Raw genomic sequence first — 14183 nt, forward strand, 5'->3', positions numbered from 1 at the left:
TTTCAACCAGAATACGCATTTCAAATGAAGACCTCCAAGCTTCTAGGCGTAACCATGATGAACAGTTGAGGCTTAACGGCCAGCTACAAACCCAGTTAAGGCACCTACAATCTAAGATCAGCGAAAAATCACCAAAACAACAGATCCGAAAACCCCGCACTACAAAGCAAACGACAGACTAATATTTGCTCGGTGTCCTATCCTGAGGTAGGCTAGAGGGTTACAAAAAATATTTCTTCTTTACAGATTTAATCGAAATAAATCAGCTCTTTACAGTTTTATACAAAAGATCGTTACAGTTTTAGTAGAACAGTCGGCTTTGCTTCTGTAGGAGAACTTGAAAATATATAAGTTGACATAATACAAATTATGCGACAATTAGATTGAACTAAGAAGGGTTACCCAGAGTGACCCCCACCAATACTGGCGATGCTCTCCGGTCAGTAATCGCCGAAAAAGTACATAGGTTGGTTCGCTTTTATCTGAGGCTATTCTTATGTACAAATTCATGTTCCTCGCTTTTGTGGTTTGCGCCGTGTATCCCGACTGGCCCATCGAAGCTGTTGCTGCTGGTCAGGACATTATCCAGGGCTTTCAATCCAAAGTAATTGTGGTTGGCCAAAACATGTAAACCCCCAAATTGAGGTTGATTTGGGCCTTTGTTGCAGGCCTTCATCAAGCCTAAGTGTTCGTATGATGTAAAGGTAATTCGACCCTTACGGTATGGAACCTTCATGTCTACAACTGCCCAAAACGAGCTCAAAGGCCGCAATGCCAGAATGGCCGCCCCTACAACCGCTGTAGAGCGCCTGCTGGACCCTCGAATTCCAATTGTGACCAAAACAGATTTGAAAGGTCGCATTACCTACGCCAACCCTGCCTTTGTCGAAATTTCCGGTTTTACTCTTGAAGAGCTGCTGGGTCAGCCCCACAACGTGGTTCGCCACCCCGACATGCCTCGCGATGCATTCAAAGACCTTTGGGACACCGCGCGCCGGGATGAACCATGGAAAGGTCTGGTGAAGAACCGCTGCAAGGATGGTGGCTACTATTGGGTTGATGCTTACGTCACGCCGCTGACGCAAAACGGGGAAAAAATTGGTTACATGTCGGTGCGCTCCAAGCCCAGCGACACCCAAAAAGCGGAGGTCGAGGCCTTGTACAAAGCAATCAACGCCGGCAGCGCCAGCTTTCCATTCACAAAGCCTGCAAAAGGGCGCCCATTCATTGTTGATTTGGCAATCGTCGGTTTTTTGCCAGTAATCATCGCCCTGCTTTCCATGTTCAACATCCCTGCCCTCAGCTTTGGCAGCGCTGCTGCGTCATTTGTAGCTGCGGCCTTGGGTTTGATGTGGCTGAAAGGCCGTGTTGAACACACCAACAACTCGATGCTGCAAGCCATGCGTGCCTTGGCAGAAGGCAATTTCAAGCATGAAATTCCAGAGTCCAGCACACGCGAATTCAACAAGGTGCACACCGCTTTCAAGAGCATGCAAGTGAACCTGCGCGCCATTATTGCAGACGTCATTTCCAGTTCATCGGAAGTAAAAAACAATGCGGAGCACCTCAGCCAATTGGCCATTAATTTAATGAGCCGCTCGAGACAGCAGTCTGACGGCATCAACGGTGTCGCCTCGGCGCTGGAGGAACTCTCGGTGTCTGTTTCGGAAATTTCTGAAGCCACGGGCAAGAGTTCGGCGCATGCCAAAAACGCCATGGATGTAGTGGACACAGGCGCACAAAGCATGGACAAGTCCACCCAAGCTACTCAGAAAGTGGCACAGGTAGTGCAGGATGCAAAACAGAACATTGAAGAATTGAACCGCGCTGTGGTGAAGATCAGCAACGTGACCCGCACCATTACCGAGATTGCCGAGAAAACCAACCTGCTGGCACTGAATGCTGCCATTGAGGCGGCCAGAGCCGGTGAATCGGGCCGCGGATTCGCTGTGGTGGCCGACGAAGTGCGCAAACTTGCTGAAATGACTCGACAATCGACCACGGAAATTTCAGCCACGGTACAAGAAGTTCAAAGCGGCACGAACAAGGGCCTTGAAACCATGGGCCGGGCTGTAGCGGAGGTCAATATTGGCACTACCTTGATTCTGGAGGCGGGCGAAAGCCTGCAAGCCATCAAAGTGGCTAGCCGTGGTGTTGCCCAATCAGCCAAGGACATTTCAGCCATGCTGGAACAGCAGTCACAGGCCTCGCTTGAAGTGGCCAACAGCATGGAGCGCATGAGTGCCCTGACCGAGAGCAACGTGGCTGCGATTAATGATTTGGACAGCGCGGCGAAACAGCTGGCCTCCACTTCGGGCGACTTGCGCACCTTGGTTAAACATTTTGAGGCAAGCCTTTAGGCACTTTCCAACCGTCGACTTTCACCCGTCAATCAGGCGAATGCATTAGTTCGTCTTGTTAGGCTTCAAGGGCGCTGTTCTCAGCGCCCTTTCTTTTTTCATGATTTCGAAAGCCAATTCTTTTCGATTCGCTTTCATGGCGTAACCTGCCGCGTTATAACCAGCCTGGTTTTTCAAGGCTGGGTTGGCACCCAACTCGAGCAGTATTCGAGCGGCAGCCTCCCTGCCCTCACGTGCAGCCATCATCAAAGGCGTGGTGTCGTTGGGCGACAGTACATCAATTTTCGCCCCCGACTTTACCAACAATTCAATCGACTCAAGCGAGCCCGACGCTGCCGCATTGTGCAACGCCGTCCACTGACCATCACCGCCCTGCTTCGCGCCTTTTTCCAGCAAAGCAGCAACCCACTCGGGCTTGTTCAGCGTACAAGCCACCATCAGTGGGGTTTCACCGCGGCGATCGGCTTGGTCTGGATTCAATTTGCTGGAAGACAACAACACGCGCACTGCATTGGGCGAGTCTTGCATCATGCCGAAGACGATGGCGGGAAAGCCTTGTTCGTTCACTGTGTTGGGGTCCATGCCCCTAAGCAACAACGATTTCAAACGGTATTCATCGTCAAACTTGATTGCCACGAAAAAGTCTTCGAAAGCACCTGCCAAGGAAACAGCTGGCATGGCGAACAAAAGCAGGCTGCTTACAAACACACGCCGCTTCAAACCGCGGCCACTCCGGTTTGTGCAAATCCAAACAAACGATCAAAGTTGGCAGATGTTTGAATGCCAATTTCTTCTACTGCAACGCCCCTCTCTTGCGCAATCACTTTGGCCACATGGGGCACAAAGCTAGGCTCATTGGTTTTGCCCCGATGAGGAACGGGTGCAAGGTAAGGCGAGTCAGTTTCGATCAGGATTCTATCCATGGGTGCAAATTTGGCCACCTCACGAAGGTCGGCTGCATTCTTGAAACTGACAATGCCCGAGAATGACAAATACATGCCCAAATCAAGCGCTTTACGCGCAAAATCGAGTGACTCGGTGAAGCAGTGAATAATGCCACCACAGCCTTGCACGTTTTCTTCGGCAAGAATTTTCAAGGTGTCATCACCTGCGGCGCGAGTATGCACAATCACGGGCTTTTTACACACATTGGCTGCACGCAAGTGCACCCTGAAACGTTCACGTTGCCAGTGCAAATCGCCCTTCAGGCGAAAGTAATCCAGACCTGTTTCACCAATGCCAATCACTTTGGGGTGATCTGCCAGCTCCAGCAGTTTTTCAACGGTGGGTTCGGTAATGTCTTCGTAATCGGGATGCACACCTGCAGTGGCCCACAATTGCTCGTGGTTTTCGGCCAGCGCCAGCACATTGGGGAAATCTTCAAGTTGAACGGAAATGCACAGGGCTCGGCTTACCTGCGCTGCCTGCATTCGACTCAGAATGTCTGGGAGCTGCTCGACCAGACCGGGAAAATCAAGATGACAATGTGAATCAGTAAACACTACAAGGTTGCTGTTTTTTTCATGGAATTTTGCATTTTACCAATCATTTGCTCGATTGCCACCCGCACGCCTTCCCCACTGTCGTCTTTCGGGAACTGCACGCCAATGCCCTGCGTTTTGTCACCACGCGCATTTGCACCACAAATCCACACCACTTTGCCGTTGATGGGAAACTTTTTGGCTTCCTCGCCCACAGTCAGCAACACGAACACCGGATCACCCAGATTGTATTCCTTGTCGCTTTCCACAAACACACCACCGCCTTTGATGAAAGGCATGTACAGGTTGGCTGCCGTATTTTTGTCACCCAGGGTCAAAGAAAGCATCCATGGGCGGCTGGCTTCCTTGTTACTGCGCGGGTTATTCATCAAGTTACTGGTCATGGCGTGTGCTGTCCGTAAAGAGAATTCTTCAATGAATTACTTCGTTAAATTTTGCCACTGTTGCCCCACATACTCTAGCGCCAAACGGGGGTTAATAGGATGATTTGCCAAGTGAAATTCTTTCTGTAAATTTTGATAAAGCTGACTGAAACGCTCAATGCCAATCGATTTCACCCACATGAGTTTGGGTGACAACCAGGGAAAATTGGTGGCTTTCAAGCCATGGGCTTGTGCAACACAGTCACTACACAAGCGCATGGCCAGCTCAAGCACCGTGGGCAAACCCACTTTCTCAAGCCCGGCTGGCGGGTTGGCGTGCTGGTCAGGGTTGGCAAGCCACTCCAGAAACTTCTTGCGCAAATCAAGTTGGTCTGCTGCTGTTTGTGCCAGACTGAGTGCCTCAAAAGGATCGTTCATGGCAACACCCAAAGCCACATCTGGCTGCTGCACACCTTGCGTTTCCAGCCAGGCCAGGCATTCAGAAATAGCGGGCATGGGCATGGTTAATTCCTGGCAACGCGAACGAATAGTGGGCAGCAGTTTGTCTATACGACTGCCCACCAGCACAAACCGAAGACCATTGGCTGGCTCTTCCAGCGTTTTTAGCAGCGCATTGGCCGTGTTGGCGTTCATGTTGTCAAATGGATAAACCACCACGTAACGGGAAGCGCCACGGCTGGATGCGGTGTTGAAATAGTTTTGCAGGTCCCGCACATCATCAATTCGAATATCCTGACTGGGTTTAACACCCGTTTTTACTTCCACATTGAAACCCAATTCAAGCGCAGCGGCCTGTGGCATCAAATAGCGCAAATCCGGGTGATTGCCCGCCACACGCATGTGGCACCCCGGGCATTGCAGGCAAGGCTTGTTGCCAGTTGGGGCTTCGCAAAGCAATTCGGCCAAGTGCTGACCCACCAACTCGTAAAGCCCTTTGGGCTGGTGACCATGCACCAAAATCGGCGCCGTGGTGGCTTGCATCAAATTGCCCAACTGCGCCCGGGCGCGCAACAACCAGCTGGCGGTACTCATGCCAAACCCAGGTTTAAATGGGTCCGCATGAACTTGTCGAGTTCAGCCAACACGGTTTCACCCACTTCCGCTTCAGGAGGCTGGGCATCGATCAGGCGAATTCGGCGTGGATTCAACTGCGAGCGCTTGATAAAACCCGCGCGCACTGCTTCAAAATAACTCGTCGGTTTTTCTTCAAATTTGTCGCTAGCGCCCGCCCTGCCCTGAATTCGGCTTTGCGATACGGCAATGGGTAAATCAAACAAAAAGGTCAATGTGGGCTCGAACCCCTGCAAGGCCCACTTGCTCAATTGTTGACAGTCTTCCCAACTGGCACCGCCCGCCCCGGCCTGGTAAGCGAAACTGCTGTCTTCAAACCGGTCAGTAATAACCCACACACCGCGATCCAGAGCGGGCTGAATGGTTTCAACCATGTGTTGTCTGCGTGCGGCGTACATTAGCAGCAACTCGGTGTTCACATCCATGTCATGGTGCAACACCAGTTCGCGAATGGCCTCGCCCACGGGTGTTCCACCAGGCTCACGGGTTTGCAGGCATTCAAAACCCAAATCTTCCAGGCGTGCTTTAACCCGCGCAATGTGCGACGACTTTCCCGCGCCGTCCACGCCTTCAAAACTGATCAGGTAACCTTGCTTCTGCTTTTTCATCTCGCCGTCACCGCCCAAGTTGGAATTTCCGTACAGCATTGTTGTGCTCATTCAGATTCTTGCTGAAATAACTGCCGCCGTCACCCTTGGCTACGAAATAAAAGTAAGGCGTTTTGTCAGGGTTTACCGCTGCATACAAGGCAGCTTTGCCGGGGTTTGAAATGGGTGTTGGAGGCAAGCCTGCCCGGGTGTAACTGTTGTAAGGCGTGTCAGTTTGAAGGTGTTTGCGGGTCAAATTGCCATCAAATTCCTCACCCACACCATAAATTACTGTGGGGTCGGTTTGCAGCAACATGCCCACTCGCAATCGGTTAACAAAAACACTTGCCACCTTGCCTCGGTCGCTGGCCAAACCAGTTTCTTTCTCCACGATCGAGGCCATTTTCAAAGCGTCGTAAGGCGTTTTCAAAGGTGTTTGGGGATCGCGTTGCGCCCAAGCCTTATCAAGCTCTACTTGCTGCAAACGCACTGCCCTTTGCAACAATTCGGACAACTTCGAGCCCGGTGAATACTTGTAGGTATCTGGATAAATCCAGCCCTCCAGGCTTGCACCCTCCAGGCCAAATTTTGTAGCAATTGCACGGTGGTCCATGCCGGGCAAATCATCAATCAAATCGGGCTGTGCGCGTAACTTTACCAACAAGGCACGCGCGGTTTGCCCTTCCACCAAGGCCACGCTGCTTAGCACCCCCTGCCCTTTGCTCAGGTAATCCACCAAACCCAAGGTACTGATTCCCTCAGGAAGATCGTATCTGCCTGCCTTCAGCTGACCCGCATTACCGGTTAGCCGTGCAGCCAATACAAACAGATTGGGGCTTACATCCAGGCCCTGCTGGTTCAGTTCATTGGCAATGGCGCGTGCACCCAAACCTGAACTTACATGCGCATCCACACGGGGCTGACTGCGGTCTATTGGCATGCTCAAAACAAAGTAAACGCCCACAATAATTGCGGACAGTGTGACAACACTGGCGATCACAATTCGTTTGAACCAATGCCAGCCAAACACCGTCTTTTTCGAGTTTTTCTTTGTTTTTTTACCTTTGCGCACGACTTTGCTTCACCTTGGGTTGTTGGAAGGCGAGACCTTACCAGAAGCCACTACAATGTGGAGATTGCCGTTCATGATAGCGGGAAAGTTTTTCCGTGACTTATCGGCACCGTTTGTTTTTTTGTTACCAAGGATTTGAGCATGTCTGCACAGTTTTTATCGCGTTGGGGTGTCATTGGCGTGGACGGAGACGACGCAGTGACCTTTCTTCAATCACAACTCAGCAACGACGTTGCAGGCATGGCTGAAAGCCAGCTGCGCATGGCGGGCCTGTGCACTGCAAAAGGCCGCTTGCTGGGTAGCTTTTTTGTATTGCGTCAGGGCAAGCAGGTGTTTTTGGTATGCCGCAAAGAAACCATTGCAGCCTTGGTTAAGCGCTTGAGCATGTTTGTATTGCGCAGCAAATGCAAAGTACGCGACTGCACAGATGATTATCAACTCGCTTTCTTGCCTGGTTCGGGGCTCACCTCGCCCATGCGGGTTCAGTGGGATGAACAAGGAAACGCCACAGCCAGCCTGCGCGTGTTGAGCGGCACAACACCTGGTTTTCAGCTTGTCGCCGGCAACGGACAAACCGAACAATCCAGCGCCGATGATCAATTCGAGTTTGTCCTGCAGCAACTAGGCATTGCTTATGTGTCACAACCCACTGTTGAAATGTTTATTCCACAAGCCATTAATTTCGACTTGGTCGGTGGTGTCAGTTTTAGCAAGGGTTGCTACCCCGGCCAGGAAATTGTGGCCAGAAGCCACTACCTGGGCAAGGTCAAGCGACGCGTGTTTCAAGCCACGGCAACAGGCTCTTTAACCGTTACCGCAGGGCAGGATGTTTGGCTTGCCGGAAAGGAAAACGAACCAGCAGGTGCCGTAGCCACTGCGGTGAACTTAAATGGTCAACAGCATTTGCTGGTTGAACTGCCAGTGGACGACGCAGAGCAAAGCGGTGCCGCTTTCTGCATCAAAAACGAGGCAGGTTCGATTGCACTGAATATTCAGCCACCCCCCTATGATGTGCATCAAAAAGGCAACGTATTTGAATGAATCGCCAGCTATTCATTTACTACCGAATACCCAAAGCCGACATTGCCTTGGGTTTGCAATGCGCCAGGCACATGGCAGCTTGTTTAAAAGAACAGGGCTTGGGCCACAGCCAGCTGTTTCAGCGTGAAGAAGCGGGCAAACCCTACTTCACCTTGATGGAAGTGATTCACCCTGCGTATAAACACTCCTCTTGTCACGCAGCATTCATCGAGACACTGGAGCAGCTTGCCAAATCTTGTTTTGCTGGTTTGCCAAGTTTGCCCAGCCGCCATATCGAATTGTTCAGTGAGGTTGATAGTGGAGTGAAAGAGTAATGTGCCTGGCCGTGCTCGCAATTCACGCACACCCTGACTATCCCTTTATTTGTCTGGCCAACCGGGATGAATTTCACAATCGCCCCACTGCGCCATTGCAGGTTTGGCCAACCTCGTATGGTTCGCTCTGGGCCGGGAAAGACCTGCAATCTGGAGGAACCTGGCTTGGAATTGGCAGCCACGCTGAGTTTGCCCTGCTAACCAATGTCAGAAACAGCACATTGAATATGCCCGGCACGGCCCCTTCGCGCGGTCAGTTGGTACTCGATGCCATTCAAACCGGGACTGCACCCGATGAAGCAAACTCACGTCAGTTTGCAGGTTTTAATTTGATTCACGGCAGCCTGCAAACCCTGAACCTTCACTGCACCAGCAACCAGGGCGTCAAACTCAACAATGGGCTCGATTTCACCACCGCATTGCAATCGGGCTTGCACAGCCTGTCCAACGGTTATTTGAATGCACCTTGGCCAAAATCGCGCCTGTTGAAAACAGGACTGGAAAAAGCAATCGAGGCGAATTGCACAAAGCGCACTTCACTGGCTGCCTTTGAACAAACCTTGTTGGGTTTGCTCGCCAACACAGAGCTTGCCGAGGATGCTGAGTTGCCAAGCACGGGTGTGCCTTATGAATGGGAAAAAATGTTGTCGGCGGTGAAAATTGTATCGCCTTTGTACGGCACTCGCTCAAGCGCAGTTATTTTGCTCGATCGCAGCCACACTATTCACTTCACCGAAATTACGCTTGACCCTGCCGGAAATGAAATTGAGCGACAGAAGTTTGAAATACCCCTGCCGCCCAAGCTTTAGTCGAAGTTGTTTTTATACTTCGTAATCCATGCACTGGCGTGCCGTGCGCACTTCACCAATAAAACTTTTAATGGCTTCATGCGTGGGGTGCACCGCGTAGGCATCCAACGCTGCCTTGTTCTCGAAGGTTGAGTACAACACCACGTCGTACGTGCACTCCAGGCTGGTACCGCCCAAACCCACTTCAAAGTCCAGAATGCCGGGTACGATGTTGGCGCAAGCCATCAGCCTTTCCTTCACCAGCTCCATGTTTCGGGCCTTGGAGTTGCCAAGGGCTTCGTCTTTCAATTGCCAAAATACGATGTGCTTGATCATTGAACTTCTCTAGGTTTAGGTGGGTAATCTTAGTTGGGTAACTTATAGTCTTTGAATTGCTCACGCAGCTTCAACTTCTGGATTTTACCAGTCGCCGTGTGCGGCAGTTCATCTACAAACGCTACATCGTTGGGCAAGCAGTATTTGGCAACTTTGCCTTCATAGAAATCCAGCAACTCTTGCTTGCTTACCTCCACGCCCGGCTTACGCACAACCACCAGCAATGGCCGTTCATCCCATTTCGGGTGGTAAACGGAAATGACAGCCGCTTCATGCACCGCAGGGTGCGCCATGGCCACGTTTTCCAAATCAATCGAGCTAATCCATTCACCGCCAGACTTGATCACATCTTTGCTGCGATCCGTAATCTGCATGAAGCCTTCTCGGTTGATCTTGGACACGTCGCCAGTGGCAAACCATTTCTTGCCATCCTTGTCTGTGGTAAATGCCTTTGCACCTTCACCGCCAAAGTAACTGTCGATCACCCAGTGGCCGCGCACCAGCAAGTCGCCGAAAGCCTCGCCATCCCAAGGCAATTCTTCGCCATCGTCGCTGACAATTTTCATGTCCACTCCGAAAATTGCAGTGCCCTGCTTTTGCATAATGTTCTGCTTTTCTTCCAGCGACAAATCCAGGTGCTGTGCTTTCAAACGGCATACGGTGCCTAGGGGCGAAAGTTCAGTCATGCCCCACGCATGAATGACCTCAACACCCAGGCTGTTCAGTGTTTTAATCATCGCAGCAGGCGCTGCAGATCCACCAATAACCGTGCGATTGAAGTAAGTAAATTTCAAACCATTTTGCTGCACATGGTTCAACAAGCCCAGCCAGACTGTGGGTACGCCAGCCGAGAAATTCACCTTCTCGCTTTCCAGCAATTCATAAATGGAAGCACCATCCAATGCCCCACCAGGCATCACCATTTTTGCACCAGTCATCAGCGCAATGTAGGGAATGCCCCAAGCGTTAACATGGAACATAGGTACCACTGGCAAAATCGTATCGCGGCTGCTTAAGCCCAAGGCATCGGGTGTGCAGGCTGCCATCGCATGCAATACAGTGGAACGGTGTGAGTACAAGGCACCCTTTGGGTTGCCGGTAGTACCGGAGGTGTAACACAGGCCCGAGGCCGCGTTTTCATCCAATTGGGGCCACACATATTTCTCGGAGGCGTCTTTGATCAAGGCTTCGTAGTTCAAGCAGCCAGCCACTGCCGGCTCAGAAGGCATCACCGCTTCGTCACACATTTGTACCCAGCGCTTTACCGTGGGGCATGCAGGGGCAATCGCTTTGATCAACGGCGCAAATGTGCTGTCAAAAAACACCATGGTGTCTTTCGCATGGTTGATGATGTAAACCAATTGCTCAGGGAACAGTCGGGGGTTCAAGGTGTGCACCACCGCACCCATGCCTGACACCGCATAGTAAATTTCAACATGGCGATAGCCGTTCCAAGCCAATGTAGCAATATTTTCGCCTTGTTGAACGCCAAGGTTCGTCAGGGTATTGGCCAGTTTCTTGGTGCGTTTGGCCACTTCCCCATAGGTAGTTCGATGAATATCGCCTTCTGTGCGGCGTGACACAACTTCAACATGTGGGTGGTGCCGCTCTGCGTGTTCCATCACCGATGAAATCAACAGGGGCATGTTCATCATCAAACCTTGCATTTGCGCTCTCTCCTCCAGCTATTACGTTTGTTCTTGGGCCTTACCCGACTACAATGGTGGGGTTGTTTAACGAAACTATACTTCAGGACCGCCCTTTGTTTCATAATCACGATTCTATTTTGGTTCAAGAATACGCAAGTTTGGGTACGCCTTATCTTGCTGAGGTGCCCACCACACCCCTCCGTACAGAAGCTGGCCTGGTTCACCTCAACACCGCTTTGGCCACCGAAGTTGGCTTGAATGCTGAAGAATTGAGCAGCACACAGGGTATTGATGTTCTTTCTGGCAACACGCCATTTCCAGGTTACCAAAGTAAAGCCAGCGTATATTGCGGGCACCAGTTCGGGCAATTTGTGCCACAGCTTGGCGACGGCCGCGCCTTGCTGATCGCCGAGATTCGCAAAGGCAAACAATACCGTCAGCTACAACTCAAAGGCGCTGGCCCCACCCCCTACTCCCGCCATGCCGATGGCCGCGCGGTGTTGCGTTCGTCTATTCGGGAATATCTTGCCTCAGAGGCCATGCACGCGCTTGGCATACCCACCACCCGCGCACTCAGCCTGACGGCGAGTGCGGACCCTGTGTTTCGCGAAACCACGGAGACAGCCGCCATTGTGTGTCGTGTCAGCGAAAGCTTCATGCGCTTTGGCCATGTGGAATTTTTTTGCTATACCAACCAGCTCCAGGCTCTGCGAAACTTGCTGACCTGGCACATCGAGCAACATCATGCTGAAATCGACCTTGGTGATACCGAAGCCGGTTTTCATGCCGGTTTGCTTCAGTGGTTAAGTGTAGTAGTGGCACGCACAGCGCGCATGGTGGCCCAGTGGCAAGCCGTGGGTTTTTGCCATGGCGTGATGAACACCGACAACATGAGCCTTCTGGGTTTGACCATTGATTATGGCCCCTATGGTTTCATCGATGGTTTCGACATTGACCACATCTGCAACCATTCCGACCACCAGGGCCGCTACAGGTATCGCAACCAGCCCAGAATCGCCCATTGGAACTTATATGCACTGGCTCAAGCATTAAGCCCACTGATCCCCGACAGCAAAGAAACGCTTCAAAACCTGTTGGACAGCTTTGCCGATGTATTTCATGCCGAACACAGCGCTTTATTTGCGCGCAAAATGGGCCTGCCCAACGAGCAAGGCGATGCGGTGGACAGCCTGATTGAGAACACACTGAAATTCATGCACGAACATTCACTCGATTTCACGCGGTTTTTCAGGTCAATTTCTGCACTGAACCCAAGTGCTACCGACGAGGAAAACTTCGCCAGTTGGCAGCAAAGCGCCTTTTTCCCGTTGGCTTTGGGCGATGAGGCACAGGTGAACAACGCAAAACTTTGGCTCAAACAATGGCGAGAGGCGTTAAACCCTCAAAACCTGGACATCCTGGCCTGGCAAAAAAAACTCGATCAGACCAACCCTGCCTTCGTGTTGCGCAACCACCTGCTTCAGAACGCCATTGAGTTGGCCAAACAAGGCCAGTTTGCTGAGGTGAACCGATTGTTCACCGCATTGTCTGACCCCTACAATGCGGCGCAACTTCCAAATGAGTACACGGCACAGCCACCCGACTGGGCAAAATCATTGGTGCTGAGCTGTTCGTCATGAATTACGGAGACTAGATCATGGTTGAAAAAGTTGTTAAAACAGAGGCCCAGTGGCGCGAAGAACTCACGCCCACCAGCTTTGAAGTCACCCGCAAGAAAGGCACCGAGCGTGCTTTTACCGGGCAGTATTGGGATCACCACGAGCCCGGCATTTACCGTTGCATTTGCTGCGGAACCGCTTTGTTCGCATCCGACACCAAGTTCGATTCCGGCTGCGGCTGGCCCAGCTACTTTGCACCATTGAACCCTGACAATGTTGAAGAACACGTAGACCGCAGCTACGGCATGATTCGAACCGAAGTGACCTGTAAGATATGCGATTCGCATTTGGGGCATGTGTTCGAGGATGGACCAGCCCCAACGGGCCTGCGCTACTGTATCAACTCGGTCAGTTTGGCGTTCGAGCCCTTTGCCTCTGACTCATCGGCGTAAAGCACCGGCATAACCAAACTACAATTACTACATGAAACTGTTACTCGATTTTCTTCCGATTGTTCTGTTCTTTGTCAGCTTCAAATGGGCTGGCAGCAACCCTGAACAGGCGCAATCCATGCTTGAACCCATATTGGGCAGCATTTCCAATGCGGAAGTGCAAACTGCGCAATTGCCAATTTTGCTGGCCACGGTAGTCGCCATTTTGGCCACAGTGCTGCAAATTGTTTACCAAAAAGCAACCGGTAAAAAAGTGGAAAACATGCAATGGATCGGCCTGATCCTGATTGCTGTGTTTGGTGGCGCCACACTGGTTTTGCAGAACGAAACCTTCATCAAATGGAAGCCAACTGTGCTCTACCTCGCAATGGCAGCAGGCTTCCTGATCGCCTACGCCTTCAAGCGCAATCCTATTGAATTGATGATGAAAGGCCAGGTTGACCTTCCCGCCCCGGTTTGGGTCAATTTATTGTGGGCTTGGGTAGGCTTTTTTGTGGTGATGGCCGTTTTGAATATCGTGGTTGCCTACTCGTTCTCAACCGATGTGTGGGTAGACTTCAAATTGTTCGGCTCCTTGGGGGCCACTCTGATCTTCGTGTTTGGACAAGGTTTTTACATGTCCAAACACATGAAGCAAACAAATGAACAAAGCAGCGAGGCCAAGTAAAACATGGTCACCAGTGAAGACATCAAACAGCGTCTTGAAACCGCACTCAATGCCAAAGTCGAAGTGGTTGATGAATCACATTTGCATGCAGGCCATGAAGGTGCAAAGTCTGGCGGGCGGCACTACCGGGTCAAACTGAAGTCTGCACGCTTCAATGGGCTAAGAACATTAGCGCGCCATCGTCTCGTGTATGATGCTTTGGCAGAATGGATGAAAAAAGAAATCCATGCTTTGGCTATAGATTCCACTGAGGACTCCACCGAAGGCTCCACAGGGAACTGAACAGAAGACGCGCACCGGGATTCGAGCCAAGCCCATTGTTTTAACTCTCTGAGACACAAG

At 51.4% G+C, this 14183-nt stretch carries 17 protein-coding genes; 9 read left to right on the forward strand and 8 right to left on the reverse strand.

Annotated elements, in window-relative coordinates:
- The first annotated feature begins 496 nt into the window (after positions 1 to 496).
- Together PY990_RS10365 and PY990_RS10370 are read left to right on the forward strand one after the other, a co-directional pair.
- A complete protein-coding gene (locus PY990_RS10365) occupies positions 497 to 631 on the forward strand; it encodes a hypothetical protein (protein ID WP_275271533.1) in 135 nt (44 codons plus the stop codon).
- 103 nt (positions 632 to 734) lie between these two features.
- Positions 735 to 2360 (forward strand): methyl-accepting chemotaxis protein, encoded by a 1626-nt coding sequence (locus tag PY990_RS10370; RefSeq protein ID WP_275271534.1) that lies wholly within the window; start codon positions 735 to 737, stop codon positions 2358 to 2360.
- A gap of 45 nt (positions 2361 to 2405) precedes the next feature.
- On the opposite strand, the gene PY990_RS10375 is transcribed toward PY990_RS10370, so the two are convergent.
- The 6 genes from PY990_RS10375 to mltG are packed head-to-tail and all read right to left on the reverse strand — an operon-like array spanning position 2406 to position 6975.
- Positions 2406 to 3080, reverse strand: a complete 675-nt coding sequence (locus PY990_RS10375; RefSeq protein ID WP_275271535.1) for an ankyrin repeat domain-containing protein — start codon at positions 3078 to 3080, stop codon at positions 2406 to 2408.
- The gene (locus PY990_RS10380; protein ID WP_275271536.1) at positions 3077 to 3862 is read right to left on the reverse strand and encodes a TatD family hydrolase; all 786 of its coding nucleotides are present in this window, start codon (positions 3860 to 3862) and stop codon (positions 3077 to 3079) included. Before PY990_RS10380 ends, PY990_RS10375 begins: the two co-directional genes overlap by 4 nt.
- Positions 3862 to 4245, reverse strand: coding sequence for a PilZ domain-containing protein (locus PY990_RS10385; protein ID WP_275271537.1), 384 nt, complete (start codon positions 4243 to 4245; stop codon positions 3862 to 3864). Before PY990_RS10385 ends, PY990_RS10380 begins: the two co-directional genes overlap by 1 nt.
- A gap of 36 nt (positions 4246 to 4281) precedes the next feature.
- Positions 4282 to 5277: a hypothetical protein gene (locus PY990_RS10390; RefSeq protein ID WP_275271538.1), complete on the reverse strand. Its 996-nt coding sequence runs from the start codon at positions 5275 to 5277 to the stop codon at positions 4282 to 4284.
- Positions 5274 to 5975 carry a dTMP kinase gene (tmk, locus tag PY990_RS10395; RefSeq protein ID WP_275271539.1) on the reverse strand — a complete coding sequence of 234 codons (702 nt, stop codon included), beginning with the start codon at positions 5973 to 5975 and terminating at the stop codon, positions 5274 to 5276. Before tmk ends, PY990_RS10390 begins: the two co-directional genes overlap by 4 nt.
- Positions 5932 to 6975: an endolytic transglycosylase MltG gene (gene mltG, locus PY990_RS10400; protein ID WP_275271540.1), complete on the reverse strand. Its 1044-nt coding sequence runs from the start codon at positions 6973 to 6975 to the stop codon at positions 5932 to 5934. Before mltG ends, tmk begins: the two co-directional genes overlap by 44 nt.
- A 141-nt stretch (positions 6976 to 7116) precedes the next feature.
- Between mltG and ygfZ the strand changes: the two genes are divergently transcribed.
- Genes ygfZ through PY990_RS10415 form a run of 3 tightly spaced genes read left to right on the forward strand, consistent with a single transcriptional unit; the run spans position 7117 to position 9139 of the window.
- On the forward strand, positions 7117 to 8016 hold the full coding sequence (gene ygfZ, locus PY990_RS10405; RefSeq protein WP_275271541.1) for a CAF17-like 4Fe-4S cluster assembly/insertion protein YgfZ: 900 nt from the start codon (positions 7117 to 7119) through the stop codon (positions 8014 to 8016).
- Positions 8013 to 8330 (forward strand): DUF4936 family protein, encoded by a 318-nt coding sequence (locus PY990_RS10410; RefSeq protein ID WP_275271542.1) that lies wholly within the window; start codon positions 8013 to 8015, stop codon positions 8328 to 8330. The genes ygfZ and PY990_RS10410 overlap by 4 nt, the downstream gene beginning before the upstream one ends.
- Positions 8330 to 9139 carry an NRDE family protein gene (locus PY990_RS10415; protein WP_275271543.1) on the forward strand — a complete coding sequence of 270 codons (810 nt, stop codon included), beginning with the start codon at positions 8330 to 8332 and terminating at the stop codon, positions 9137 to 9139. The genes PY990_RS10410 and PY990_RS10415 overlap by 1 nt, the downstream gene beginning before the upstream one ends.
- A 12-nt stretch (positions 9140 to 9151) precedes the next feature.
- Here the strand turns inward: PY990_RS10415 and PY990_RS10420 are convergent, their stop codons facing one another.
- On the reverse strand, positions 9152 to 9454 hold the full coding sequence (locus tag PY990_RS10420) for a Dabb family protein (protein ID WP_275271544.1): 303 nt from the start codon (positions 9452 to 9454) through the stop codon (positions 9152 to 9154).
- 29 nt (positions 9455 to 9483) lie between these two features.
- Positions 9484 to 11121, reverse strand: coding sequence for a 3-(methylthio)propionyl-CoA ligase (locus PY990_RS10425; protein WP_275271545.1), 1638 nt, complete (start codon positions 11119 to 11121; stop codon positions 9484 to 9486).
- A 95-nt stretch (positions 11122 to 11216) separates the two neighbouring features.
- On the opposite strand from PY990_RS10425, the gene PY990_RS10430 reads away from it, so the two are divergent.
- The 4 genes from PY990_RS10430 to PY990_RS10445 are packed head-to-tail and all read left to right on the forward strand — an operon-like array spanning position 11217 to position 14123.
- Positions 11217 to 12743 (forward strand): protein adenylyltransferase SelO, encoded by a 1527-nt coding sequence (locus tag PY990_RS10430; protein WP_275271546.1) that lies wholly within the window; start codon positions 11217 to 11219, stop codon positions 12741 to 12743.
- Between the two features lie 17 nt (positions 12744 to 12760).
- Complete coding sequence (msrB, locus tag PY990_RS10435) at positions 12761 to 13174, forward strand: peptide-methionine (R)-S-oxide reductase MsrB (RefSeq protein ID WP_105029869.1); 414 nt, start codon at positions 12761 to 12763, stop codon at positions 13172 to 13174.
- A gap of 31 nt (positions 13175 to 13205) precedes the next feature.
- Positions 13206 to 13841 carry a septation protein A gene (locus PY990_RS10440; protein ID WP_105029048.1) on the forward strand — a complete coding sequence of 212 codons (636 nt, stop codon included), beginning with the start codon at positions 13206 to 13208 and terminating at the stop codon, positions 13839 to 13841.
- A gap of 3 nt (positions 13842 to 13844) precedes the next feature.
- Positions 13845 to 14123 carry a BolA family protein gene (locus PY990_RS10445; protein WP_105029047.1) on the forward strand — a complete coding sequence of 93 codons (279 nt, stop codon included), beginning with the start codon at positions 13845 to 13847 and terminating at the stop codon, positions 14121 to 14123.
- Positions 14124 to 14183: the final 60 nt, after the last annotated feature.

Origin of the sequence: Limnobacter olei (assembly GCF_029087225.1) — a bacterium.
Lineage (GTDB): Bacteria > Pseudomonadota > Gammaproteobacteria > Burkholderiales > Burkholderiaceae_B > Limnobacter > Limnobacter olei.